This is a genomic window from Saccharopolyspora sp. NPDC002578, from assembly GCF_053592695.1.
This window is the reverse complement of record NZ_JBSFWJ010000072.1, coordinates 1-24,304: the sequence shown is the minus strand read 5'-3', so window position 1 is coordinate 24,304 and position 24,304 is coordinate 1. Positions and strand designations below refer to the sequence as shown.

General features: G+C 72.7%; 21 protein-coding genes. 13 read left to right on the top strand and 8 right to left on the bottom strand.

The annotated features are described in order from the left end of the window. The gene (locus ACWD38_RS25295; RefSeq protein WP_450125056.1) at positions 1-1,110 is read right to left on the bottom strand and encodes a glycerophosphodiester phosphodiesterase; all 1,110 of its coding nucleotides are present in this window, start codon (positions 1,108-1,110) and stop codon (positions 1-3) included. Between the two features lie 239 nt (positions 1,111-1,349). Between ACWD38_RS25295 and purD the strand changes: the two genes are divergently transcribed. From purD to ACWD38_RS25270, 5 genes are all read left to right on the top strand, one after another. Next, on the top strand, positions 1,350-2,609 hold the full coding sequence (gene purD, locus ACWD38_RS25290; RefSeq protein WP_184484308.1) for a phosphoribosylamine--glycine ligase: 1,260 nt from the start codon (positions 1,350-1,352) through the stop codon (positions 2,607-2,609). A gap of 200 nt (positions 2,610-2,809) precedes the next feature. Beyond that, positions 2,810-3,112 carry a hypothetical protein gene (locus tag ACWD38_RS25285; protein WP_184484310.1) on the top strand — a complete coding sequence of 101 codons (303 nt, stop codon included), beginning with the start codon at positions 2,810-2,812 and terminating at the stop codon, positions 3,110-3,112. Between the two features lie 23 nt (positions 3,113-3,135). After that, positions 3,136-4,386 (top strand): transglycosylase SLT domain-containing protein, encoded by a 1,251-nt coding sequence (locus tag ACWD38_RS25280; RefSeq protein WP_450125055.1) that lies wholly within the window; start codon positions 3,136-3,138, stop codon positions 4,384-4,386. 359 nt (positions 4,387-4,745) lie between these two features. Continuing rightward, positions 4,746-5,912 carry a pyridoxal phosphate-dependent aminotransferase gene (locus ACWD38_RS25275; protein ID WP_450125054.1) on the top strand — a complete coding sequence of 389 codons (1,167 nt, stop codon included), beginning with the start codon at positions 4,746-4,748 and terminating at the stop codon, positions 5,910-5,912. Positions 5,913-6,479: 567 nt separating this feature from the next. Continuing rightward, the gene (locus ACWD38_RS25270) at positions 6,480-6,650 is read left to right on the top strand and encodes a hypothetical protein (protein WP_184484316.1); all 171 of its coding nucleotides are present in this window, start codon (positions 6,480-6,482) and stop codon (positions 6,648-6,650) included. 36 nt (positions 6,651-6,686) lie between these two features. Here the strand turns inward: ACWD38_RS25270 and ACWD38_RS25265 are convergent, their stop codons facing one another. Then, positions 6,687-8,012: an MFS transporter gene (locus ACWD38_RS25265; RefSeq protein ID WP_184484318.1), complete on the bottom strand. Its 1,326-nt coding sequence runs from the start codon at positions 8,010-8,012 to the stop codon at positions 6,687-6,689. 155 nt (positions 8,013-8,167) lie between these two features. Continuing rightward, a complete protein-coding gene (locus ACWD38_RS25260) occupies positions 8,168-8,755 on the bottom strand; it encodes a TetR/AcrR family transcriptional regulator (RefSeq protein ID WP_221316998.1) in 588 nt (195 codons plus the stop codon). Between the two features lie 276 nt (positions 8,756-9,031). Here ACWD38_RS25260 and ACWD38_RS25255 point away from each other — a divergent pair, with 276 nt between their 5' ends. Both ACWD38_RS25255 and ACWD38_RS25250 read left to right on the top strand, forming a co-directional pair. Then, positions 9,032-9,940 (top strand): shikimate dehydrogenase, encoded by a 909-nt coding sequence (locus tag ACWD38_RS25255; RefSeq protein WP_343071655.1) that lies wholly within the window; start codon positions 9,032-9,034, stop codon positions 9,938-9,940. Then, a complete protein-coding gene (locus tag ACWD38_RS25250; RefSeq protein ID WP_450125053.1) occupies positions 9,921-11,768 on the top strand; it encodes a bifunctional sugar phosphate isomerase/epimerase/4-hydroxyphenylpyruvate dioxygenase family protein in 1,848 nt (615 codons plus the stop codon). Before ACWD38_RS25255 ends, ACWD38_RS25250 begins: the two co-directional genes overlap by 20 nt. Positions 11,769-12,145: 377 nt before the next feature. On the opposite strand, the gene ACWD38_RS25245 is transcribed toward ACWD38_RS25250, so the two are convergent. After that, positions 12,146-13,195 (bottom strand): threonine aldolase family protein, encoded by a 1,050-nt coding sequence (locus ACWD38_RS25245; RefSeq protein ID WP_343071656.1) that lies wholly within the window; start codon positions 13,193-13,195, stop codon positions 12,146-12,148. Between the two features lie 317 nt (positions 13,196-13,512). Between ACWD38_RS25245 and ACWD38_RS25240 the strand changes: the two genes are divergently transcribed. Beyond that, positions 13,513-14,031 (top strand): SigE family RNA polymerase sigma factor, encoded by a 519-nt coding sequence (locus tag ACWD38_RS25240; protein ID WP_184484324.1) that lies wholly within the window; start codon positions 13,513-13,515, stop codon positions 14,029-14,031. 13 nt (positions 14,032-14,044) lie between these two features. Then, a complete protein-coding gene (locus ACWD38_RS25235; RefSeq protein WP_450125052.1) occupies positions 14,045-14,728 on the top strand; it encodes a hypothetical protein in 684 nt (227 codons plus the stop codon). 186 nt (positions 14,729-14,914) lie between these two features. Here ACWD38_RS25235 and ACWD38_RS25230 read toward each other — a convergent pair whose 3' ends face one another. The 3 genes from ACWD38_RS25230 to ACWD38_RS25220 all read right to left on the bottom strand — a co-directional run bounded on the left by ACWD38_RS25230 (position 14,915) and on the right by ACWD38_RS25220 (position 18,985). Next, complete coding sequence (locus ACWD38_RS25230; RefSeq protein WP_184484328.1) at positions 14,915-15,496, bottom strand: TetR/AcrR family transcriptional regulator; 582 nt, start codon at positions 15,494-15,496, stop codon at positions 14,915-14,917. Positions 15,497-15,662: 166 nt separating this feature from the next. Continuing rightward, a complete protein-coding gene (locus ACWD38_RS25225) occupies positions 15,663-17,405 on the bottom strand; it encodes an ABC transporter ATP-binding protein (RefSeq protein WP_450125051.1) in 1,743 nt (580 codons plus the stop codon). Then, a complete protein-coding gene (locus ACWD38_RS25220; RefSeq protein ID WP_450125050.1) occupies positions 17,402-18,985 on the bottom strand; it encodes an ABC transporter transmembrane domain-containing protein in 1,584 nt (527 codons plus the stop codon). The genes ACWD38_RS25225 and ACWD38_RS25220 overlap by 4 nt, the downstream gene beginning before the upstream one ends. Positions 18,986-19,114: 129 nt before the next feature. Here ACWD38_RS25220 and purB point away from each other — a divergent pair, with 129 nt between their 5' ends. From purB to ACWD38_RS25200, 4 genes are all read left to right on the top strand, one after another. Next, positions 19,115-20,545 carry an adenylosuccinate lyase gene (gene purB / locus ACWD38_RS25215; protein ID WP_184484333.1) on the top strand — a complete coding sequence of 477 codons (1,431 nt, stop codon included), beginning with the start codon at positions 19,115-19,117 and terminating at the stop codon, positions 20,543-20,545. Between the two features lie 302 nt (positions 20,546-20,847). Further along, entirely contained in the window at positions 20,848-21,735 is an 888-nt protein-coding gene (locus tag ACWD38_RS25210) for a phosphoribosylaminoimidazolesuccinocarboxamide synthase (protein ID WP_184484335.1), read from the top strand. A gap of 217 nt (positions 21,736-21,952) precedes the next feature. After that, complete coding sequence (locus ACWD38_RS25205; RefSeq protein WP_184484337.1) at positions 21,953-22,753, top strand: DUF2334 domain-containing protein; 801 nt, start codon at positions 21,953-21,955, stop codon at positions 22,751-22,753. 109 nt (positions 22,754-22,862) lie between these two features. Next, on the top strand, positions 22,863-23,393 hold the full coding sequence (locus ACWD38_RS25200) for a hypothetical protein (RefSeq protein ID WP_450125049.1): 531 nt from the start codon (positions 22,863-22,865) through the stop codon (positions 23,391-23,393). A 51-nt stretch (positions 23,394-23,444) separates the two neighbouring features. Here the strand turns inward: ACWD38_RS25200 and ACWD38_RS25195 are convergent, their stop codons facing one another. After that, on the bottom strand, positions 23,445-24,080 hold the full coding sequence (locus tag ACWD38_RS25195; protein WP_184484341.1) for an MBL fold metallo-hydrolase: 636 nt from the start codon (positions 24,078-24,080) through the stop codon (positions 23,445-23,447). Between the last annotated feature and the right edge of the window lie 224 nt (positions 24,081-24,304).

The window sequence follows — 24,304 nt, the reverse complement described above, 5'->3', positions numbered from 1 at the left end:
TCAGCCCGCGTGCTCGTCGCGGGACCGGACGGCGATGTCCGGGTGGTCGCTGAAGATCCCGTCGATGTGCTGGGCGAACAGCGCGTCGAAGTAGCCGAAGACGTCGCCGAACTCGGCGGGCACGTCGGAGGAGCGGAAGTCGGCGGGCAGGAACTCGTTCTCCGCGCGAACCGTGTACGGCACGACCTCCAGCCCGGCGGCGTGCGCGTCGGCGGCGACCCGCGTGGGGCCGGTGAGGTGGCCGCTCTCGTCGACCGGCAGCAGCACCTTCGTGTCCGGCCCGATGACGTCGGCGTAGCCCGCGATCTCCCGCAGGCCCTCCGGGGTCACCAGGTCCGCGTAGGTGCGGGGGTCGCCGGCCTCGATGAAGTCCTGCGGCGCGCCGCTGCCGCTGATCAGCTGCACCAGCCGCACCCGCACCGAGCGGTCCAGCTCCCGCAGGTTCGCCACCTCGAAGGACTGCACCACGACCTTCGCGTTCGGGCGGTTGAGCCCGTTGTCGTCGAGCGCCCGCGCGACCTTCGGCTCCAGCGGCAGGCCGATGCGCCGGAAGTGGCTGGGGTGCTTGGTCTCCGGCGCGACACCGATCTCGCGGTGCAGCTCCCGCGACAGGCGGTCCGCGAGGTCGACGACCTCCTGGAAGGTGGGCACCTGGAACCGGCCGTCGTAGATCGTGTTGTTCGGGCGCAGCTCGGGGATGCGTTCGACCGCCCGCAGCGCCTTGAGCTCGGCGAGGGTGAAGTCCTCGGTGAACCAGCCGGTCAGCTCGACACCGTCGATGACCTTGGTGGTCCTGCGGTCGGCGAACTCGGGGCGCTCGGCGACGTCGGTGGTGCCGCTGATCTCGTTCTCGTGCCGCGACACGAGCACGCCGTCGCGGGTGGAGACCAGGTCGGGCTCGATGTAGTCGGCGCCCATCCGCGCCGCCAGCTCGTAGGAGGCCAGCGTGTGCTCCGGCCGGTAGCCGGAGGCGCCGCGGTGCCCGAACACCTCGACGCGGTCCGCCTCGGCGGGAGCGGACGGGGCCGCGGCGGCCGGGAGCTGCGCGAGGCTGCTCAGCGCGGCGACCGTGGACACGGCGAGCGCCGCCAAGCGCGTCCGGATCAGCATCTGTCCTCCAGTGGTGGTTCGTGCGCGGGAGGGGCCGCGCGCCCGGCTCGACCCTCGCCGGGGCGAGCGACGTCTTCGGCAAGACCACGCGACCATCGGGTGAACTCGTCGTGGGCGCCAGGCGTACCGCGCCCGGTTCCGGCTGGTCGGGGCCGATCGGCGGAATCGGCTGTCCGGTTCGCCACACCGTTGCGGGGGGCCGCCGCCGGGCGGCGGCGGGACGCTCTACGCTTCCGGGCGTGCGAATCCTCGTGATCGGGGCAGGTGGCAGGGAGCACGCGATCGTGCTCGCGCTGTCGAAGGACCCATCGGTGACCGCCCTGGCCTGCGCTCCCGGCAACGCGGGTACCGCCGCGCTCGCCGAGCCCTACGCGGTGAACGTCGCCGACCCCGCGTCGGTGACCGAGCTCGCCACGACGTGGAAGGCGGACCTGGTCGTGTTCGGCCCGGAGACCCCGCTGGTCGCGGGCGCCGCCGACGCCGTGCGTGCCGCCGGGATCGCCTGCTTCGGCCCGTCGAAGGAAGCCGCCCGCATCGAGGGCTCCAAGGCGTTCGCGAAGGACGTCATGGTCGCCGCGGGCGTGCCCACCGCGCACAGCGAGACGGTGGACAACCCGGCGAAGCTGGACGCGGCGCTGGCCCGGTTCGGCCCCACCTGGGTGGTCAAGGACGATGGGCTCGCCGGCGGCAAGGGCGTGCTGGTCACCGGTGATTTCGACGCGGCTCGCGCGCACGCGCTGACGCTGCTCGACGACGGCCACCCGGTGCTGCTGGAGTCGTTCCTGGACGGCCCGGAGGCCTCGCTGTTCTGCCTGGTCGACGGGAGCACGGTGGTGCCGCTGCTGCCCGCGCAGGACTTCAAGCGCGTCGGCGACGACGACGCGGGCCCCAACACCGGCGGCATGGGTGCCTACGCGCCGCTGCCGTGGGCGCCGGAGGGCTTCACCGACACCGTGGTGCGCACCGTGGTGCAGCCGGTCGTGGACGAGCTGGCCGAGCGCGGCACCCCGTTCTCCGGGCTGCTCTACGCGGGCCTGGCGTTGACCTCGGCGGGCCCGCAGGTGATCGAGTTCAACTGCCGGTTCGGCGACCCGGAGACGCAGGCCGTGCTGTCGTTGCTGCACACGCCGCTGGCCGGGCTGCTCAACGCAGTCGCGCACGGCGAGCTCGCCGCCGCTCCCGCGCTGGAGTGGGAACCGGGTGCCGCGGTCACGGTCGTCGTGGCCGCCGAGGGCTACCCGGGCCGCCCGCGGGTCGACGACGTGATCACCGGGGGCGACGCGACCGGCGTGCTGCACTCCGGAACCCGGCGCCGCGACGACGGGGCGGTGCTGTCGGCGGGCGGCCGGGTGCTGTCGGTCGTCGCCACCGGCGAGGACCTCACCGCCGCGCGCGACGAGGTGTACCGCCGCGTCGCTGGTGTGCGGCTGCCCGGTTCGCACCACCGCGTGGACATCGCGCTGCGCGCCTCCCGCGGCGAAATCGCACCGCCCGCCTGACGAGTCGAACCGGACGAACCGCACGCGTGCCCTCACCGCGTGCGGTTCTTCGCGTGCGCGCCGGTGGCATTCGGCTGCTTTTCCCGGAAAACACCGCCGGTCGGCGCAGTCGCCCTGGTAATCATGGATCCGGCCGGAACGGCGCGGGTGGGGCGCGCCGGACGTTCTGCTCCGGACCGTGAACCCAGCGAGGAGTGGTCGTGGCGGACGCCGGTTACAACATGGGGGCGCTGGAGACCTGCCGCTCCGCGCTGGAGGGCAAGGCGGGCCCGGTCGGTGCCATCGGCGACGGGTTCGAGAACCAGCACGTCGACGCCGCGATCTTCGGTGAGCTGGACGCCGCCGCCGGGCTGGCCTCGGCGATCACGAACCTGGACGGCGTCGCCAAGGCGCAGTTCGACGGCGCCGAGCAGCTGCTGCGCGGCGTGAGCGGGGCGCTGGACGCGGTGCGCACCAGCGTCGAGGAGATCGAGCGCACCAACGCCGATTCGTTGCGGATCTGACCACCGCCTGGACTGGGGACGACATGGGGATCTCAGGGGAAGTCGCCGGCAAGCCCGGTGGTGCCGCGCTCGCCGAGCAGCTGCGCAAGGTCGAGAACAGCAAGCCCGACGCGATCCGCGAGATCGGGCAGCGCTGGCGCACCGCGAGCGGATCGACCGGGGACGCCGACGGCCAGGTGCAGAGCGCCGTCACCGGCCTCGACGGCGCCTGGCAAGGGGCCTCGGCGGACGCCTTCGTCGGCTACATGGGGCAGGTGCGCGGCGGTTTCGACGCGGCGAAGCAGACCTTGGAGAGCTCGGCGGACGCGCTGGACCAGGCCGCGGACGCGGTGCGGACCGCGAAGGACGCGGTGAACGCCATCGGCGAGCGGGCGCTGGCCGACGCGCGCAACGCCGAGAACACCTACCAGCAGGCGGTGCTGGCGCACCCGAACGATCCGCCCGCGCACCAGCTCGCGGCGCAGGTGCGAGACGACGCGATCCGGCGTGCGATGGACGCCCACGCGCAGGAGGCCACCACCAAGGTCGCCGAAGCCGACGACGGGCTGAACGCCGCGCTGACCTCGCTCAACGACGCCGCCGGTGGCATGAACGAGGTGTTCACGAAGATCCCGAAGGCCGGTGAGCAGGGCTTCACGCCGGCGCAGGGGCGCAGCACCGAGTGGAAGTTCCAGGACCCGGAAGGGCCCGCGAACACCGCGCCGTCGAACGCGGCACCGGGTACGACCCCGCCGGGAGGACCCGGTCAAGGCGGGCCCGGCGACTCGACCGGAGGGTCCACCGGGAACTCGGGGTCGTCGAGCGGATCCGGCGGTCCAGGCGGGAGTTCCAGCGGGTCGGAAGGGTCGAGCGGATCCAGCGGTTCCTCCGGCGGCCTCGGCTCGAGCGGTGGCCCGCCGAGCAGCGGCCCGCCGCCGGGCGACGTGGACCAGTGGATCCGCGAAGCGATCAAGATCCTGCAGGAGAACGGCATCCCCGTCACCGAGGACAACATCGACGAGATCTGGACGATCATCGAGAAGGAGTCCGGCGGCGACCCGCACGCCATCAACGACTGGGACTCCAACGCCGCCAAGGGCACCCCGTCGAAGGGCCTGATGCAGTGCATCGACCCGACCTTCGAAGCGCACAAGCTGCCGGGCCACGACGACATCTACGACCCGGTGGACAACATCATCGCCGGGGTCCGCTACACCTTCGACCGCTACGGCGGCTTCGAAGGCCACCCCGGGCTCAAAGCAATGTCCGACGGCGGCGGTTACCAGGGGTATTGATCGGCTCTTTTTGCTTTGGTGGTCGGGTGGCGGAACCTCAGCGTCCTTCTCGCTGCGGGATCTTTTTCCCGAGTGGCTCCGCCACGAGGGAAAAAGCTGTCCTCGCGAGAAGGACGCTGAGAACCCGCGGGTTGTCACCTTTTCGACGTGGGCTATGTGCTTCGCACATACAGGCACGGCTACGCCGCAAGGCAGGCTTGGCTTCGCATCCCAAGGCACGGCCTTCGGCCGCACGGCACGGCTTCGCCGCCCACGGCACGGCTTCGCCGCAAGGCAGGCTTCGCCTTGCTTGCCCTTCGCGGTCTTCGCGCTGGCCGGACGTCTTAAGCCGGGGTGGTTCGTCTGGCACGCTGGCGGGCATGGTCAGGTCAGATTCCCTTGCCGCCGCTCAGCGCGCGAACGTTCCGCCCTTCCAGGTCATGGAGGTGCTGACGGCCGCGGCGGCGCGGCAGCGCAGCCGCGGAGATGTGGTGTCGCTCGCGGCGGGCCAGCCGTCCTCGCCCGCCCCGCGGGCGGTGCGGGAAGCGGCGGCCGAGGCGCTGCAGCGGCACTCCCTCGGCTACACCGAGCAGCTCGGCCTCCCCGAGCTGCGCGACGCGGTCGCCTCGCACTACCACCGCGACGGCGGCCCGGCCGTCGAGCGCGACGAGGTCGTCATGACCACCGGCGCTTCCGGCGGGTTCCTGCTGGCGTTCCTGAGCGCGTTCGACGCGGGCGATCGGGTGGCGCTGGCCCGGCCCGGTTACCCGGCCTACCGCAACATCCTGCGCGCGCTGGGCTGCGAGGTCGTGGAGCTGCCCTGCGACGAGTCCACCCGCTTCCAGCCGACCGTGGCGATGCTGGAGGAGCTCGACGAGCCGGTGCAGGGCCTGATCGTGGCCAGTCCGGCGAACCCGACCGGCACGGTGCTCACCGGGGACGAGCTGGCGGAACTCGCGGGCTGGTGCGACGAGCGCGGCGTGCAGCTGATCAGCGACGAGATCTACCACGGCATCGGCTACGGCGAGCCGCTGCGCTCGGCGCGGGAGTTCTCCACCGAGGCGATCGTGGTGAACTCCTTCTCGAAGTTCTGGTGCATGACCGGCTGGCGGCTCGGCTGGATGCTGGTGCCGCCGCGGTTGCGGCGCGCGGTGGATTCGCTGACCGGCAACTTCACCCTGTGCCCGCCCGCGCTGTCGCAGTACGGCGCGATCGCCGCGTTCGGCGCGGACGCGTACGCCGAGGCGGCCGAGCACGTCCGCCGGTACGAGACGAACCGGGAACTGCTGCTCTCCGGCCTCGCGGAGCTCGGCATCAAGCGGGTCGCGCCCGCCGACGGCGCGTTCTACGCCTACGCCGACATCGGGGACCTGACCGACGATTCCGCGTTGTGGTGCCACCGGCTGCTGGAGGAGACCGGGGTCGCGGTGGTGCCCGGTGCGGACTTCGACCCGGAGCGCGGCGGCCGGTTCGTGCGCATGTCCTTCGCCGGAGCCACCGAGGACATCGCCGAATCCGTCGCCCGCCTGGCCTCCTGGCTCACCTGACCCACGCCGAGTGAACGGACCGCTCGTCCAATCCCGTTGGACCAACGGTCCGTTCACCCGTCTCCGCACAGCGCTTCGAGTCCCGCACGGCACCTGACCCGAGTGAACGGACCGCTTGTCCCATCTCCTTGGTCGAACGGTCCGTTCACCCCGTCCTGCCCGGCGAAGTCGCGCTCGTGGCGCGGCGAACTCATCGAGTGAACGGACCGCTTGCCCAATCCGGTTGGTCGAACGGTCCGTTCACTCGTTCCGCATCGGCGCGCTTGGCCCGCTGGAGGTGGGTTCGGTCGGAGTGAGCGGACCGTTCGTCCAATCTCGTTGGTCGAACGGTCCGTTCACTCGCTCAGATCGGTGCGGTTCGCCTGCTGGAGGTGGGCTTGGTCGGAGTGAGCGGACCGTTCGTCCAATCTCGTTGGTCGAACGGTCCGTTCACTCCGTTGGAGCTGCGGGCCGGTGTGGTCACCCTGGTCGGGCCCTGAGATGGCCCTGATGTGCTCGGCGGATCGGGGTTCGCGGGGCTCGTGGTCTGGCAAGCTGGAGTGAGTTCTCCTGATCGGGGTGGTCGGCATGGTGTGGAAAGTGATCGGCGGCTTGCTGCTGCTGTGGCTCGTGGTCAGCGTCGCGGGCTTCGTGATCAAGGGCTTGTTCTGGCTCGCCGTGATCGGGGGCGTGCTGTTCGTGGCCACCGCCGCCATCGGCTACGCCGGCGACCAGAAGAAGAAGCTCGGCTCCAAGTGAGTCCGGCGGGGCCGGCGCGCGCCGGCCCCACCGCGCTCAGCTCCGCGCGACCGCGGGCCGCGCCGCGCCGCCCAGCTCGGCGGTGGGCACCCGGTGGGTCTCCCGCCCGGTCGCGACGGCGATGATGTTGCACGCGCAGAGCACTGCGACGAACGCGGACACCGCGATCCAGCCGTCGCGCCCGGGGCCGATGGCTTCGGCGATGCTGGGGGAGAAACCGGCGATGGCGAAGCCGATCTGGGTGCCGACGGCCATGCCGGACAGCCGCACCTTCGGCGGGAACATCTCGGCGTAGAACGACGGCCAGACGCCGTTCGGTGCGCTGTAGGCGACGCCGAACAGCAGGATTCCGGTCAGGAAGATCAGCGAGTACTGCCCGGTGGAGATCGACCACAGGTAGCAGAACATGAGCACCGCGCTGGCCGCGGTGCCACCGATGAACACCGGCTTGCGCCCGATCCGGTCGGACAGCAGCGCGCACAGCGGGATCGCGGCCAGCGCCACCACGTTCGCCAGCACCCCGACCCACAGCATGGGGCTGCGTTCCAGGCCGATGGTGTTCACCGCGTAGCTCAGCGCGTGCACGGTGAAGATCGTGCTCACGGCGGCGACGGTGGAGGCCACGACGACGCGCAGCACGCTCGCCCAGTGGTCGCGGAACAGCACGGCCATGGGCAGCTCCTTGTCGGCCTTGTCGACCTCCTGCCGGAACACCGGGGTCTCGTCGAGGGTGCGGCGGATGACGAGGGCGACGATGACGACGATGCCGCTGAGCCAGAACGGCACCCGCCAGCCCCAGCTGAGCAGCTGCTCCTGCGGCAGCGCGGCGATCGGCAGGAAGATCGCGGTGGCGAGGATCTGCCCGGCCTGGGTGCCGCTGAGCGTGAAGCTGGTGAAGTACCCGCGCCGGTGCTCGGGCGCGTGTTCGAGCGTCATGGAGCTGGCGCCGGACTGCTCGCCCGCGGCGGAGAACCCTTGCAGCAGGCGCAGCACGACGAGGGTGATGGGCGCGGCCACCCCGATCTGCTCGTAGGTCGGCAGGCAGCCGACGCCGACGGTCGCGACGCCCATCAGCAGCACCGTGAGCACCAGCACCTGCTTGCGCCCGAACCGGTCGCCGACGTGGCCGAGCACGAAGGCGCCGATGGGGCGTGCCAGGTAGCCGACGCCGAAGGAGGCCAGCGCGAGCAGCGTGCCGGTGGCGGGCGAGGACGCCGGGAAGAAGATCTTGTTGAAGACCAGCGCGGCGGCCGTGCCGTAGATGAAGAAGTCGTAGTACTCGAGCGCGCTGCCGATCCAGGCCGCCCACGCGGCTTTGCGGTGTTCGCCCGGCGTCGTTGCGGGTGTGCGGGTCTCGGTCACCGAGAGGCTCCTGACGTCCTTGCTCCGTTGCTCAGGAACAGCGAGAAGCGGTTATGTACCACCTGGTTAGTCCGCAACTCTGCGGTGGCGGCCCACGCCTGTCAAGGTTCCGCTCCCGCCGAGCGCCAGGGGCGTTCCGCCGCCGCCCGGCTAGATCACGTGCGCGCGCCCAGGTAGCTCAGGACCAGGTCGCCGATCATGCGGCGGTAGTGCTCGCGGCGATCCGGAGCGAGCATGTCGCGGTCGAAGATCGCCTGGAAGGTGTGCCGGTTCGCCGTCCGGAAGAAGCAGAACGAGCTGATCGCCATGTGCACGTCCAGCGCGTCCACGTCCGCGCGGAACAGGCCCGCCTCCCGGCCGCGCTCCAGGATGCCGGTGAGCACCTCCAGCGCGGGCGTGCCGAGGCCGGGCAGCTCGGCGGACTTGGCCAGGTGCCTGCCGTGGTCGATGTTCTCGATCGACACCAGCCGGATGAACGCTGGATGCGATTCGTGGTGGTCGAAGGTCGATTCCGCCACCCGCCGGATCGCCTGCACCGGGTCCAGGTGCGCCACGTCGAGCCGCTGCTCGATGCCGCGGATCGCGGCGTAGGCGCGTTCCAGCGCGGCGATGTAGAGCTGCTCCTTGCCGCCGAAGTAGTAGTAGATCATCCGCTTGGTGGTGCTGGTCCGGGCCGCGATCTCGTCGACGCGGGCCCCGGCGTAGCCCTTGTCGGCGAACTCCGCGAGGGCCACGTCGAGCAGTTCCGCCCGCGTCCGCTCGGCGTCGCGCTGCCGGGGTTCGTCCGCGGGCCGCTCGGCGCCGTTCGGTTCGGGCGCTGCGGCGTCGGACGGCGGTGCCACCACGGGGACTCCTGCTCGGTCTCGGTGCCGGCTCGCGAGCGGAACTCGCCGGTCAGCGCCGGTTCGATCGGGTTCGGTTCCGCCCACCCTAATGCGCGGTCCTTGGCCGGGGTTCCACGCCGGGCTAGTGTGTACTAGCTAGTTCGTTCATTCGTCCGCCCGGTTCGGGCGCAGGGGGTGGCCGTCATCGGCGACGTCGGCAACGGGGTCCTCACCGGACTGATCGGCGCGGGCATCGGCCCTTCGCTGAGTCCGGCCTTGCACGAGCGGGAAGCCGCCGAACTGGGCCTGCGCTGCCTGTACCGGCGGCTCGACCTGGACGAGCTGGGCCTGCCCGCCACCGCTGTCGGCGACCTGCTCCGCGCGGCCCGGCTCACCGGGTTCACCGGGCTCAACATCACCCACCCGGCGAAGCAGCTGGTCATCGAGCACCTCGACGAGCTGTCCGCGGACGCGGCGGCGCTGGGCGCGGTGAACACCGTCGTGTTCACCGCGAGCGGGGCCGTCGGGCACAACACCGACTGGTCCGGGTTCGCCCGCAGCCTCAGCCGGGGCCTGCCGGACGTGCCGCTGGACCGGGTGGTGCTGCTCGGCGCGGGCGGGGCGGGAGCCGCCGTCGCCCACGGACTGCTCACCCTCGGCGCCGGCGCGGTGCACGTGCTCGACCTGGACGCGGCGCGTGCGGAGGACCTGGCCGCGTCGCTGCGCGGTCGCTTCGGCGCGGAGCGGGCCGTGGCCGGCGGTCTCGACGCCGGGCCCGCCGCCGCGCTCGCCGCAGCCGACGGGCTGGTGCACGCCACGCCGGTGGGCATGGCCGCGCACCCCGGACTGCCGGTGCCGGCCGAAGCGCTGCGCCCGGAGCTGTGGGTGGCCGATGTCGTGTACCGGCCGCTGGAGACCGAACTCGTGCGCACCGCCCGCGCCCGCGGCTGCCGGGTGCTCGACGGTGGTGGCATGGCGGTGTTCCAGGCGGCGGACGCGTTCCGCCTGTTCACCGGGCGCGAACCGGACGCGGACCGGATGCTGCGCCACTTCGAGACCCTCGTGACCGACCCCGGAGGCCCCCGTGTCCACGCCGCCCGCTGAACGCGCCCGCTCCATCGCCACGGTCTGCCTGTCCGGCTCGCTGGAGGACAAGCTCACCGCCGCGTCCGCCGCCGGGTTCGGCGGGGTGGAGATCTTCGAGAACGACCTGATCGCCTCCGCCGCGTCGCCGGAGCGGATCCGCGAGCGCTGCGCGGAACTCGGCCTGTCCATCGACCTGTACCAGCCGTTCCGGGACTTCGAAGCGGTCCCTGGCGACGTGCTGCGGGCGAACCTGCGCCGCGCCGAGCACAAGTTCGACCTGATGGCGCGGCTCGGCGCGGACACGGTGCTGGTGTGCTCCTCGGTGTCCCCAGACTCCGTGGACGACGACGACCTGGCCGCCGAGCAGCTGCGCGAACTCGCCGAGCTGGCGGCCGGGCGCGGCATCCGGGTCTGCTACGAAGCGCTGGCCTGGGGCAGGTTCGTGAACACCTACGAGCACGCCTGGCGCATCGTGCGCCGCGCCGACCACCCGGCGCTGGGCGTGTGCCTGGACAGCTTCCACATCCTGTCCCGCGGCGGTGACCTCACCACGATCCGCACCATCCCGGCGGAGAAGCTGTTCTTCCTGCAGCTCGCCGACGCGCCCCGGCTGAACATGGACCTGCTGCAGTGGAGCAGGCACCACCGCCTGTTCCCCGGGCAGGGCGAGTTCGACCTGGCGGAGTTCGTCGGCACCGTGCTCGCCGCCGGGTACGCGGGCCCGCTGTCGCTGGAGGTCTTCAACGACGTCTTCCGCCAGGCCGATCCGGGCCCGGCGGCGGTCGACGCGATGCGCTCGCTGCTCGCCCTGGAGGAGTCGGTGGCCGCGCCCGCTCCCGCGCTGCCCGCGCCACCGGAGCTGTCCGGTCCGGCGTTCGTGGAGCTCGGTGCGGACGAGTCCTCGGGTGAGCGGTTGAACTCGACGCTCGACGTGCTCGGGTTCCGGTCCGCGGGGTGGCACCGGTCGAAGCCGGTGCGCCTGTGGCAGCAGGGCGCCGCGCGAATCCTGGTGAACACCGCCCCCGACCAGCCCGAACACCGCGGTGGCGGTGCGCTGGCGGCGATCGGGGTGCACAGCGCGGACCCGCCCGCTTCGACGCGGCGCGCGGAAGGGCTGCTCGCGCCGGTGCTGCCCCGGTCCGCTCGTCCCGACGAGGCCGATCTGTCTTCGGTCGCCGCGCCGGACGGCACCGCGCTGCTATTCTGCCGCACCGACGCGGACCGCGACGCGGGTTGGCTGGGTGATTTCGAAGCGTCCGAGCCGGAAGCGCCGGCGGCGGGCGTCACCGGCATCGACCACGTGGCGCTGACCCAGCCGTTCGACCACTTCGACGAGGCGATCCTGTTCTACCGCTCGGTGCTGGGACTGCGCCCGGCGCCGCCGGTGGAGTTCGCCGCCCCGTTCGGCCTGGTGCGCAGCCGGATGGTGCTGGACCGGGACGAGACGGTGCGCATCGCCCTCGATTCGGCGGTGCTGCGCCGCGGCCCGTGGGCGCCGGGCGTGCGGCATCCGCAGTGCGTGGCGTTGAGCAGCGACGACGTCTTCGCCAGCGCGCGTGCGATGCGGGAGCGGGGCGCGGCGGTCGTGACGATCCCGGACAACTACTACGACGACCTGGACGCCCGGTTGCGGCTCGCGCCGGACCTGCTGGCCGCGCTGCGCGAGCACTCGGTCCTCTACGACCGCGACGGCGACGGCGAATACCTGCACTTCTCAGTAGCCGTGCCCGGTTCCCGAGTCTTCTTCGAGATCGTCCAGCGCACCAACGGCTACCGAGGCCGCGGCGAGATCAACGCCCCCGTCCGCATGGCCGCCCACCGCCGCCGCCGCCTCGAAGCGCAATAACCCGAGCCTCCGCCCCAGCGGCGAAGCCGTGCAGTGGGCGGGCGAAGCCACGCCTGCCTCGCGACCGAAAGGCCGTGCCTCGCGGCGTACCCGTGCCTTGGGCGGCGGAGCACGCCTGCCTTGCGGCCGAAGGCCGTGCCTCGCGGCGTACCCGTGCCTTGGGCGAGCGGAGCGAAGTCTGCCTGGCGGCCGAAGGCCGTGCCTGTATTCGCGAAGCGAATAGCCCACGTCGAAAAGCCGACCACCCGCGGGTTCTCAGCCGGTCTCTCGCGAGGACAGCTTTTTCCCTCGTGGCGGAGCCACTTGGGAAAAAGATCCCGCAGCGAGAGACCGACTGAGGTTCCGCCACAGGACCACCCGAGCAGAAAGAGCCCAGCTCACCCCGCCTGAGGAATCCCGGCGGGACGGTCTGTGCTGTGGGAGATGCGGCGGAGCACGCCCTTGATGTCGCGTTCGGTCACGTCCCGGTGCGTCACGAACCGGACGTTGCCGTCCATCGGCACCGCGAGCACTCCGATCTCCTGCAGCCAGTCCAGGGTGAGCCGCACGTCCGGCACGGCGGCGAGCACGATGTTCGTCTGCGGTTCCGTGATGTCCCAGCCGAGTTCGGTGAGGCCGTCGGCGAGCAGCTTCGCGTGCCGGTGGTCGGTCGCCAGCGCGGGGACCCGGTCGAGCGCCACCAGTCCGGCCGCGGCGAGCACTCCGCCTTGGCGGACTCCGCCGCCGAGCATCTTGCGCATCCGGCGGGCTTCGGCGACGAAGTCGCTGGTGCCCGCCACGACGGAGCCCACGGGGGCGCCGAGCCCTTTGCTCAGGCACGCCTGCACGGTGTCGACGCCGACGGTGAGCGCGGCGGGCGGCAGTTCCAGGGCGGTCGCGGCGTTCCAGATCCGGGCGCCGTCGAGGTGCACGCGCAGCCCGCGGTCGCGGGCCGCCGCGGCGAGCTGGGCGTGCTCGTGCGGCGGGATGACGGCGCCGCCCGCGGCGTTGTGGGTGTTCTCCAGGCACAGCAGCGTGGTGTGCAGCGCGTCGTAGCGCCGGTCGCCGCTTGCGTGCGCACGGACCGCGTCGGCGGTGGGGCGTCCAGGTCCGGCGTTCCAGTCGAGCGGTTCCGGCATGCCACCGGCGAGCCACGCGGCGGAGCCGAGTTCGTGGTGCAGCACGTGCGCGCCGCGCGGCGCGAGGAACCGGTCTCCTCTGCGGAGGTGGATGGAGAGGGCGATCAGGTTGCCCATCGTGCCGCTGGGCACCCACAGCGCGGCGGCCGTGCCCAGCAGCTGGGCTGCTTTTTCCTCCAGCGCGCGCATCGTGGGGTCGTGGTCCAGCACGTCGTCGCCGACCTCGGCTTCGGCCATCGCCGCCGCCATCTTCTTGTCGGGACGCGTGACCGTGTCGGAACGCAGATCTGTGGATGCCGTTTTGGTCACGAACCGATCACACCACATCGGCGGGGGGGCGAGGCAACTGGTTGGGGGATACCGGTTCGCCCGGACGCGTTCCTCGCCTGTTCGTTCTCGGACACCGCGCGTTCGCCGATCCCCTGAACGGCCGATCGCCGCGGGTGGGCGTCGAGCGCGGCGCTCCACCGGTGCGCACCGAGGCGGAGCGGATCGGGCGCAGGCTCTAAGGTTCCTCACGCGTGCCGCCGGTCCGCGGTGTCCGAGATCGGGGCCGGGTGGCATGCAACCGTAGGGGCCGGTAGCACCGTCCCAGGAGTGCAAGCACGGACGAGCGGAGAGTCCGCGTGGACCAGCGCGAGGAGCAGGAGTTCGCGGAGTATTTCGCGGCTCGGCGGGAGGCGGTTCGTCGGATGGCGTACATGATGTGCGGTGACTGGCACCGCGCTGACGATCTCGCCCAGACCGCGTTCATCGCCTTGCACCGCCACTGGCGCAAGGTGCGGGACAAGGGGGCGCTCGACGCGTACGTGCGGCGAACGCTCAGCCGAGCGGTGATCGACGAGTCCCGGCGCCCGTGGCGGCGGGAGCGGTTCACCGACGTGCTGCCGGACCGGCCCGCGGAGTCGGGTGCGGTCGACGACGGCATCGCGACCCGCCAGACGCTGGTCGCCGGTCTGCGCGAGGTTCCACCGAAGCAGCGGGCCGTCCTGGTGCTGCGATTCCTGGAGGGGCTCGACGTCGCTGGGGTCGCCGAGGTCATGAAGTGCAGCGAGGGCACCGTGAAGAGCCAGTCGGCCCGTGGGCTGGAGGCGCTGCGGGAAGCCCTCGGCGGCCAACTCGACGATCTTCGATCGACGTCGTGAGGAGGTGCGGCAAGTGAACGAGACAGAGCTGGAGCAGTTGTTCCAGAACGCGGCGCGCGGCGCTCCCGAGGCGTCGTTCGACGAGCAGGACGTGCTGCGCGGATCGCGCCGGGTCACGGCGCGCCGCCGCACGGCGCTCGCCGGCGGCTCGCTGGTCGCCGCGGCCGTGCTGGTCGGCGGGGTCGGTGTGGGCACCGGCCTGTTCGGCGAGTCCGCTCCGGTGGCGCAGGCTCCCGCGACGCCGACGCAGTCCCCGATGGCGTTGCCGCAGGGACCGGCCGATCCGAAGTCCGCGCCCGCCACGCCCAAGTCCGGGCCCATCTCGCTGGGCGACCCGGTCGGGGGCGGCGAGTGCGGCCCGCCGGACTCGGAGCTGGCGAGCGCGCTGTCGGAGCGGCTCCCCGAGGCCAGGGGCACCCGGCCGACCGGCGCCGACGGGTCCTGTCCGATCGGGGCGAAGACCGCCGCCGTGGTGATCCGGGAAGGCCAGGCGTCGGGCAAGGTCGCGGTGCTGGTCAGCCCGACGGGCGCGAAGCCCGCCGCGGCGGCCGGGCGGGCGCCGAACACCGCCGTGGTGGAGGTGCCGACGCGCAGCGGCCGGACGTTGACCGTGCTCAGCGAGCCGAAGGGCGCGGAGCACGCCCCGTACGCCGACCGGATCCAGGAGATCGCCGACACCTTGGCGCCCCGCTTCTAGGCGCTCCCACCCGTCACGGTGTGGACGACTCCCGCGATTTCGCGAGAACTTGAACCACCCGAACGGGGCGAACACCCCGCCCGCACGCAGCGGCACCCCGGATGACCAGCCCGAACAGTCGTCCACAAGGGGTGCCCGACACGCCGGGCGCGTTCAATTTCTCGCGAAATCGCGGACCCCGGGGGATCAGGCGAGTTTGCGGCGGAGCATGCGGCGGGCCGCGGCGCGGGGGTCCGGGTCGCTCTCGATGAGGGCGTTCACCACGGCGCCGTCCACGAGCGCGATCAGCTCCAGCAGGCGTTCCCCGTCGACGGGCATGCCGCTGCGGGCGAGGATCTCGGAGAGCAGTTCGTGCAGCTCACCGCTGAGCTCCCGCATCAGCGGCGCCAGGTACGGCCGCCGCGGCGAGCCCACGAGCCGTTCGTAGCGCAGCAGCACCGGCTTCGTCCCGCCTTCCCGGGACTCGTGCCCGAGCAGCAGGTCCAGCAGCAGGTCGGTCACCACGTCCACCGTGCGCAGCTCGTCGGCGAGCTCGTCGAGCCGGGCGCGGCCGGTGGCGAGCTCGGCCCGGCCCTCGTGCTCCACCGCCGCCGCGACGAGGTCGTCGAGCGAGGTGAAGTAGTAGGTCGTCGAGGCGAGGGGCAGCCCGGCCCGCTCCGCCACGGCCCGGTGGCGCACCGCTTCGAGGCCGCCTTCGGAGAGCAACTCCACCGCCGCCTCGACCAGGGCCTGGCGGCGGCGCTCGCCCTTCGGGGTCGCCGCTGTCATGACCGCTGATCCTAATGAGTCCTCACGGCACGATCCGCGCAGCTGGCCGGGTGGCGGCACCCCCCGACCCTTTCGGTGCGGCCGCGCTTTCCCGGGCCGCGCCCCCGGCACGTCGAATCCGGGAAGCCGTGCCCGGTCACTGCTCAGCGACGACCGAGACCCGGGGCTACTCCCCGAAAGCGGCGCGGTGCAGCGCCGCGTAGGACCCGTCGGCGGCCAGCAGGTCCCGGTGCGCGCCGAGTTCCACGACGCGCCCGCCGTCGACGACCGCGACCCGGTCGGCGGTGCGCGCGGTGTGCAGCCGGTGCGCGATGGCGATCACCGTGCGGCCCGCCAGCAGCGTCGACAGCGACCGCTCCAGCTCCCGCGAGCTGTCCCCGTCGAGCAGCGAGGTCGCCTCGTCGAGCACCAGCGTGTGCGGGTCGGCCAGCACCACCCGCGCCAGCGCGAGCTGCTGCGCCACGGCCGCGGGCACCGGGTGGCCGCCGGATCCGATGACGGTGTCCAGCCCGTCCGGCAGCCGGGCCGCCCAGTCCCCGGCGCCGACCGTGCCCAGCGCGTCGAGCAGTTCCGCGTCGCGCCACTCCCGCGCCTCCGGCAGCGACAGGTTGTCCCGCAGGCTCGCGGTGAACACGTGGTGCTCCTGGGTGAGCAGCACGACCTCCCGCCGGGTGCGGGCGGTGGGCATCGCCGTGATCTCCACGTCGCCGAACGCCACCGAACCGGAGTCGGGGACGCTGACCCCGGCGATGAGCCGCCCGATCGTGGACTTGCCCGCCCCGGACGGCCCGACGATCACCAGCCGCTCCCCGGCGGGCACCCGCAGGTCGATGCCGTGCAGGACCTCGCGGCCCGCGCGGTAGGAGAACCGCACGTCGCGCAGCACCAGGTCGTGCCCGGCTCCGCGCGGAGCCGGGTCCTGCGGGGCGCGGTCGGGCGGTGAGTCCGGCACGCCGAGGATGCGGGTCAGCGCGGCGTGGCCCAGCTGCATCTCCTCCAGCCACGCGAACAGCTCCGCCAGCGGCGCCGACAGCGTCGCCGCGTACAGCACGACCGTGGTCACCGTGCCGAGCTCCGCCCAGCCCGCCTGGTAGCTCCAGCCGCCGATCAGCAGGATCGCCGCGATCGGCAGCACGTAGGCAAGTTCCAGCGTCGGCAGGAACACCGACAGCAGCGTGCGGTGCCGCCGCTCGCCGTCGATGGCCCGCTCCAGGACCTCGTCGTTGTGCGCGCGGCGCCGCTCGGTGAGCCGCAGCGAGTCGATGGTGCGGGCGCCGCGCACCGTCTCGTGGATGCTGGACTGCACCCCGGCCCAGTCCCGCAGCATCCGGCTGATCGTCGTCGCGGCGCGCGGGAAGTACCACCGGCTCACGGCCACCAGCAGCGGCACCGCGACGAGCATCCCGCAGGCGAGCAGCGGCGAGGTGAGCAGCATCGCGACGACGGTGAGCGCGATGGTGAGCACCGCCGCCGTCAGCTCCGGCGCCGCTTCGCGGACGGTGAAGTCGAGCCGGTCCACGTCGGCGGTGGAGCGGCTGAGCAGGTCGCCGGTGCCCGCGTCCTCCACGGTGCCCAGCGGCAGCCGCAGCGCGCGGGCCACGACGTCCTCGCGCACTTCGGCGAGCACGGACTCGCCGAACACGGCGGCGCGCAGCCGGGCGGCGCGGGCCAGCAGCGCGTGCACCACCAGCACCGCGAGGAAACCGCCCGCGAGCGCGTCCACCCGCCAGGTCGCGGTGCCCGCGGACACGGAGTCGACGAGCCGCCCGAGCAGTTGCGGGCCGATCAGCCCGACCACCGTGGTCAGCCCGAACAGCAGCATCACCAGGGTGAACTCGCGGCGGTGCGCGGCCCCGGTGCGCCGCAGCCAGCGCAGCACCTCGGTCCGGTCGGCCAGCGGCAGGCTCACCGCGCACCTCCTGTCACGCGCAGCGCGCGGTCGGCCGTCGCGTGCCACAGCGGGCTCTGGGTGAGCACGATCGTGGTGCGACCTTTGCGCAGGTCCCGGACTCGGCGCACGATCCGCGCCTCGGTGTGCGCGTCGACGGCGGAGGTCGGTTCGTCGAGCACGAGCACGTCGGCGTCGCTGCACAACGCGCGCGCCAGCAGCAGCCGCTGGCGCTGCCCGCCGGACAGCGAGCGGGCCTGCTCGGTGAGGGCGCCGTCGGCGGGCAGCGCGTCGAGCACGTCCTCGGCGTCGGCGGCGTGCAGCGCGGTCTCGACCAGCACCGCGGACCCCAGGTCGAGCCCGGCGCGGACCGGCCCGGCGAACAGCAGGTCCTGGTTGTGCGCCAGCACGATCCGCTCCCGCAGCGCCCCGATCGCGACCTCGTCGAGCGGGACGTCCCCGGCGTGCACCCGGCCGTCGGCGGTGTGCCGGGCGAGCCGTTCCGCCAGCGCCTCCCCGTCCCCGCCCGCGTCGATGGCGGTGAGCGCGCCCGCTTCGGCGCGGGCGCCGGTGCGCTCGTCGACCAGCGCGAGCGGCCCGAGGGGCAGCGCGCGCGGCTCCGGCGGGTCGGCGGGTTCCGGGCGCAGCCGCAGCAGCCCGCACGCCCGGTTCGCCGCGACCACGGCGGCGGCGAAGGTGCTCGCCGCCTCGGTGGCCGTGCGCACCGGGATCACCAGGAAGCTGGACACGCCGTAGAACGCGACGAGTTCGCCGACGCTGATCGACCCGCTCAGCGCCATCCGCGCGCCCAGCCAGGTGACGAGCACCGTCACCAGGCCTGGCAGCAGGATCTCGGCGCCCGCCAGCCACGCGGTGATCCGCCCGGCGGCGATTCCCGCGTCGCGCACCCGGCGGCTCGCGGCGACGAACCGGGCGTGGAACCGGGATTCGCCGCCGACGCCGCGCAGGATGCGCAGGCCGGAGACGATGTCCGCGGCCAGCGTGCTGAGGCCGGTCAGGTTCTCGCGCTGGGCCTCTTCGCGCCGGCGCAGCGGGCGCAGCAGCGGGCCGATGCCCAGCGTCGCCAGCGGCACCCCGATCAGCGCGACCGCGCCCATCAGCGGGGAGATCGTGATCAGCGCGGCGGCGGCGACCAGGAAGGCGACGACGGCGCCGGTGAGCCTGGCGAGCACTTCGAACGCCTTGCCCACCTGGTAGATGTCGGAGGAGCCGACGGCCACGACCTCACCGGTGCGGACCCGCCGGGTGAGCGTGCCGCCGAGCCCCGCCACGTGGTGCAGCACCGCGCGTTCCGCGCTGCCCGCGCCGTGCAGCCACAGCGTGTGCGCCGTCCACCCGAGCGCCGCCGCGCCCAGCGCCTGGACGAGTCCGAGCCCCAGCACCACCAGCACCCACCCGAGCAGCGCCGAACCGTCCCGGCCCGCGATGCCCGCGTCCAGCGCCCGGCCGATGACCAGCGGCAGCACCGCGGTCGGCAGCAGCCACGCCGATCCGGTCAGCGGCGCGAGCACGAGCAGTCCGGGCCGGTCGCGCAGCAGCGACCACAGGAAGCGGACCGGGCCGCGCGCGTCGGGAGTCATGGCGCCCCGAAACTAGCCCGCACCCGACGCCGGAGGCGACCGCTTTTCCGCGCACCTCACATCCGCGAACCGGCAGCGGAGGAGGCGCGAGCACCGGAGCTCCGGGACCGGGAAGTATCCTGGCCAGCCGTGACGGTCAAGCCCCACCTCCCGAACGTGCTCGCCCACCGCTACGCCTCGCCGGAGCTGGTCGAGCTGTGGTCCCCGCAGCACAAGGTCGTGCTGGAACGCCAGCTGTGGCTGGCGGTGCTGCGCGCCCAGGCCGACCTCGGCGTCGACGTGCCGGACGGCGCGGTCGCCGACTACGAGCGCGTGATCGACCAGGTCGACCTGGACTCGATCGCCGAGCGCGAGCGCCAGACCCGGCACGACGTGAAGGCCCGCATCGAGGAGTTCAACGCCCTCGCCGGTCACGAGCACGTGCACAAGGGCATGACCTCCCGGGACCTCACCGAGAACGTCGAGCAGCTGCAGGTCCGCCGCAGCCTGGAGCACGTGCGCGACCGCGTGGTCGCCGTGCTGGCCCGGCTCGCGCGCTTGGCGGCCGAGCACGGTGAGCTCGTCGTGGCGGGCCGTTCGCACAACGTCGCGGCGCAGGCCACGACGCTGGGCAAGCGCTTCGCGACGGCCGCCGACGAGCTGCTCGTCGCGTTCGGCCGGGTCGAGGAGCTGCTGGCGCGCTACCCGCTGCGCGGCGTGAAGGGCCCGGTCGGCACCTCGCAGGACATGCTGGACCTGCTCGGTGACGCCGGGAAGCTCGCCGAGCTGGAAGACCGCGTCGCCGAACACCTCGGGTTCGGGAAGGTCCTCACCAGCGTCGGGCAGGTGTACCCGCGGTCGCTGGACTTCGAGGTGCTGACCGCGCTGTCGCAGCTGGCGGCGGCGCCGTCCTCGGTGGCGAAGACGATCCGGCTGATGGCGGGCCACGAACTGGTCACCGAGGGCTTCCAGCCCGGCCAGGTCGGTTCGAGCGCGATGCCGCACAAGATGAACACCCGTTCCTGCGAGCGCGTCAACGGCCTGTCCGTGGTGCTGCGCGGGTACGTGTCGATGGGCGGCGAGCTGGCCGGGGACCAGTGGAACGAGGGCGACGTGTCCTGCTCGGTGGTGCGCCGCATCGCGCTGCCGGACGCGTTCTTCGCGTTCGACGGGCTGCTGGAGACGTTCCTGACGGTGCTCGACGAGTTCGGCGCCTACCCGGCCGTGGTCGCCCGCGAGCTGGACCGCTACCTGCCGTTCCTGGCGACGACGAAGGTGCTGATGGCGGCCGTGCGCGCCGGCGTGGGCCGCGAGACGGCGCACGAGGCGATCAAGGAGAACGCCGTCGCGGTGGCGCTGGCCATGCGCGAGCAGGGCGTCGAGCGCAACGACCTGCTGGCCCGGCTCGCCGCCGACGACCGGCTGCCCCTGGACGAGGCGGCCCTGGAGGAACTGCTCGCCGACCGCCTGTCGTTCACTGGTGCGGCCGCTGATCAGGTCCACGCCGTCGTCGCGGCTGTGGATGACGTCGTGGCTCGGTACCCCGAAGCCGCGAAGTACGCTCCTTCGCCGATTCTCTGACGTTCTCGCAGTCGGGACGACCGAAGCCGTCCCGACGGTGAGACCTGCTTTGCGGCCGTAGGCCGTGCCTGTACGCGCGAAGCGCATAGCCCACGTCCGCAAACCGACCACTGGCGGGTTCTCAGCGGTTTCCTCGCGAGGGCAGCATTTTTCCTCGTGGCGGAGCCACTTGGAAAAATGATCCCGCAGCGGGGAAACCGCTGAGGTTCCGCTACCCGGACACCCAAGACGAACGAGTCGTGAAAGCGGCGGTGGGTGCGCCCGGTCGTTGCCGGTCAGGGGTGGTGGGAGAGAATCGGGGCGTGGTCGCACTCTCCGATTACCCGCAGATCGCCGCGGGCAAGGTTCGCCAGCTGCACGCCGTGGACGACGAGCACCTGCTGATGGTGGCGTCGGACCGCATTTCGGCCTACGACCACGTGCTGGACACGCCGATCCCCGACAAGGGCCGGGTGCTCACGGCGATGAGCGTGTTCTGGTTCGACCTGCTCGCCGACGTGGTGCCGAATCACGTGGTGTCCGCCGACGACCCGCGGATCCCCGCCGAGGTGCGCGGTCGCGCGCTGCTGGTGCGCAGGCTGGAGATGCTGCCGGTGGAGTGCGTCGCGCGCGGCTACCTCACCGGGTCCGGCCTGGTCGACTACCGCGCCACGGGCGCGGTGTGCGGCGTCGAGCTGCCGGGCGGTCTGACGGAGGCCTCGAAGCTGCCGGAGCCGATCTTCACCCCGGCGACGAAGGCGGAGCTGGGCGCGCACGACGAGAACGTCAGCTTCGACGCCGTCGCCGCCCAGGTCGGCCGGGAGCGCGCCGAGCAGCTGCGGGAACTGACCTTGCGGGTGTACGCGCGGGCCGCGGAGCACGCGGAGAGCCGCGGCGTGATCCTCGCCGACACCAAGTTCGAGTTCGGCCTCGGCGCGGACGGCCTGGTGCTGGGCGATGAGGTGCTCACCCCGGATTCCTCGCGGTTCTGGCCCGCCGACGGCCACGAGCCGGGCCGGGTGCAGCCGTCGTTCGACAAGCAGTACGTGCGGAACTGGCTGACGTCGCCGGAATCCGGGTGGGACCGCGCGTCGGACGCGCCCCCGCCGCCGCTGCCGGAGGACGTCGTCGCCGCCACCCGAGCCCGCTACGTCGAGGCCTACGAGTGGATCTCCGGCCGCGACCTCGCCGACTGGCCGTCCCCAGCCTGACCCCAACGCAGGAGACCGGCGTCCGTTGCCGTTGGTCGTTGTCCTGTCAGCGGCGAAGCCGCTGAGCAGCGACCACCAGGGCAACCGGCAACGCTGAGGTTCCGCCACCCGCCCCACTCGGCAGGCCGACCGAAGCGGACGAGGTTCGTTCGGACTGTGCTTTTCGGTTACCTGCTGGTCAGGGCGTCGACATCCGGGGCGGGCCCAATGATGTGCCGTGGGCATCCCGATGGTCGTCTCGTTGTCCGGGATCGGAGATCGGTCCCTGGAGCACTGCGCCGAGTTCGCTGCCGAGCTGGACCAGCGGCGCACGCCGTTGACGTTGCTGGTCGCGCCGCGCCCGAGCGGTTCCGCGCCGCCCGGACCCGACCGGCCCGCCGTGAGCTGGGTGCGGGCCCGGCAGCGTCGCGGGGATGCGCTGGCGCTGCACGGCTTCGACCACGCCCCTTCGGGGCAGCGCATGTTGCCCAGGGTGGCGTCGTCGGGTCCGGCGGCGGCGGTGCGCGGCGCCGAGTTCGCGGCGCTCCCGGCGCACGAGGCGGGGCTGCGGCTGCACGCCGCGACGGCCGCGCTGGACCGGTTGGGCCTGCGCACCGAGCTGTTCGTGCCGCCGCGCTGGTTGTCCTCGCCGGGCACCGTGACGGCGCTGCGCGGACGTGATTTCCAGGTGTGCGCGGACGCGCTGGCGGTGCACGAGCTGGCCACCGGCCGGGTGCACCGGGCTCGGGTGCACGCGTTGGGGCCGGGCGCGCGCGTCGAGCACTGGTGGTGCCGGGCGCTGGTGCTGGGCGTGGGGCGCGCGGCGCGGCGCGGGCGGATGGTGCGGCTCGCGGTGGACTCGGCGGACCTCGCTCGTCCCGGACCGCGGCGGGCCGTGCTGGATTCGATCGATCTGGCGCTGCACCACGGCGCGGAGCCCGCGACGTACGAGTCCTTCGCCGGCGCCGTCGTACCCCGGCAGCGCCGGGCGCCCGGGATGGGCGGGCGGCTGCCGAACCTGGATCCGCTGTCGAGCTGACCCCTCGATCCGCGTGGTGAAAGGGCTTTCACCTTGTGCTCAGGGAAACCTCATGCCGGCCCGCGAAGCTTCTTCTCGTCAGGGAGAGCGAGACGGAAGAGGCAGGACCATGAGGATCAGGAAGCCGAGCAGGGCAGTGCTGACCACCGCGGCGATCATCGGCGTGCTGGGCATCGGCGGCGCGGGCGTCGCGCTGGGCGGCGCCGAGGGGCCGCGGGAGCCCGCTCCGGCATCGGCGGTCGGCTGGGACGACGACGGGCCGTGGGACGACGACCGCTGGGAACGCGACGACCGGGACGACGGGCCGGGTGAGGACGACGCGGACGACCGCGATGACGTGCCCGCCGGTCTCCCCGGAGCGCCGCTGCCGGACGACGACCGCGACGACCACCTCGACGACCGGGACGACCACCGCGACGACGATCGCGACGACCACCTCGACGACCGGGATGACCGGGACGACCACCGCGACGACCGGGACGACGATCGCGATGACCGCGACGACTACCTGGACGACCGGTTCGACGACCGCGATGACCACCGGGACGACCGGGACGACCGCCTCGACGACCACTTCGACGACGACCGGTTCGACGACCACCGCGACGACCGCTTCGACGACGGTCCCCACGACGACTGACCCCGAGCGCCGGAACGGACCGTCCGGCCGGACGGTCCGTTCACCTGGGGCTCACAGCGAGGTCGCCGCCGCGCGGTCCAGCACCGCGACGTCGGTGCCCTGCGGCCCGAGCTGCTCGAACATCCCGTAGTGCATGGCGGGCGAGGCCAGCACCGCCTCGTGGATCGGCACCGCGACGCGAGGGCTCACGGCGCGCAGGAAGTCCACGGCCTCCGAGAGCTTCAGCCACGGCGCCCCGGTCGGCAGGCCCAGCACGTCGATCCGCTGCTCGGGCACGTGGAACGAGTCGCCGGGGTGGTAGAAGCCGCCGTGATCGACGAGCAGGCCGATGTTGTCGATGACCGGGATGTCGGGGTGGATCACGGCGTGCTGCCCGCCGACGACGTTCACGGCGGAGCCGCCCAGCTCGAACGCGTCACCGGGGCGCGCGGTCTCCGGCTGGAAGCCCTTCTCGGCGAGGATCCCCACCGTGGACGGGTCGGTGATGAGCCGCGCGTCCGGGTTGTCGTCGAGCAGGCCGGGCAGCCGGTCGGCGTCGTAGTGGTCGAAGTGCTGGTGCGTGATGAGCACGGCGTCCAGGTCCCGCACGTCCTCGAACCCCTGGGAGAAGGCGCCGGGGTCGATCAGCAGGCGGGCTCGGCCGGTGTCCACCAGCACGCACGCGTGTCCGAAGTGAGTGATCTGCATCGGCTCGCCTCTCTAGGCTGCATCAGGTCCGCCCTCCAGCGTCCCAGAGCCCGTCTTCGGGTCTTGGCTTGCGTAGCTGGTCGGGTGGCGGAACCTCAGTCGTCTTCTCGCTGCGGGATCTTTTTCCCGAGTGGCTCCGCCACGAGGGCTCCCCCGACGGTCCCGTCACGGTGGGGAACTCGGCTCCGCTCTCGGACGGGGCGCTGGCCGCGCTGATCGGCACC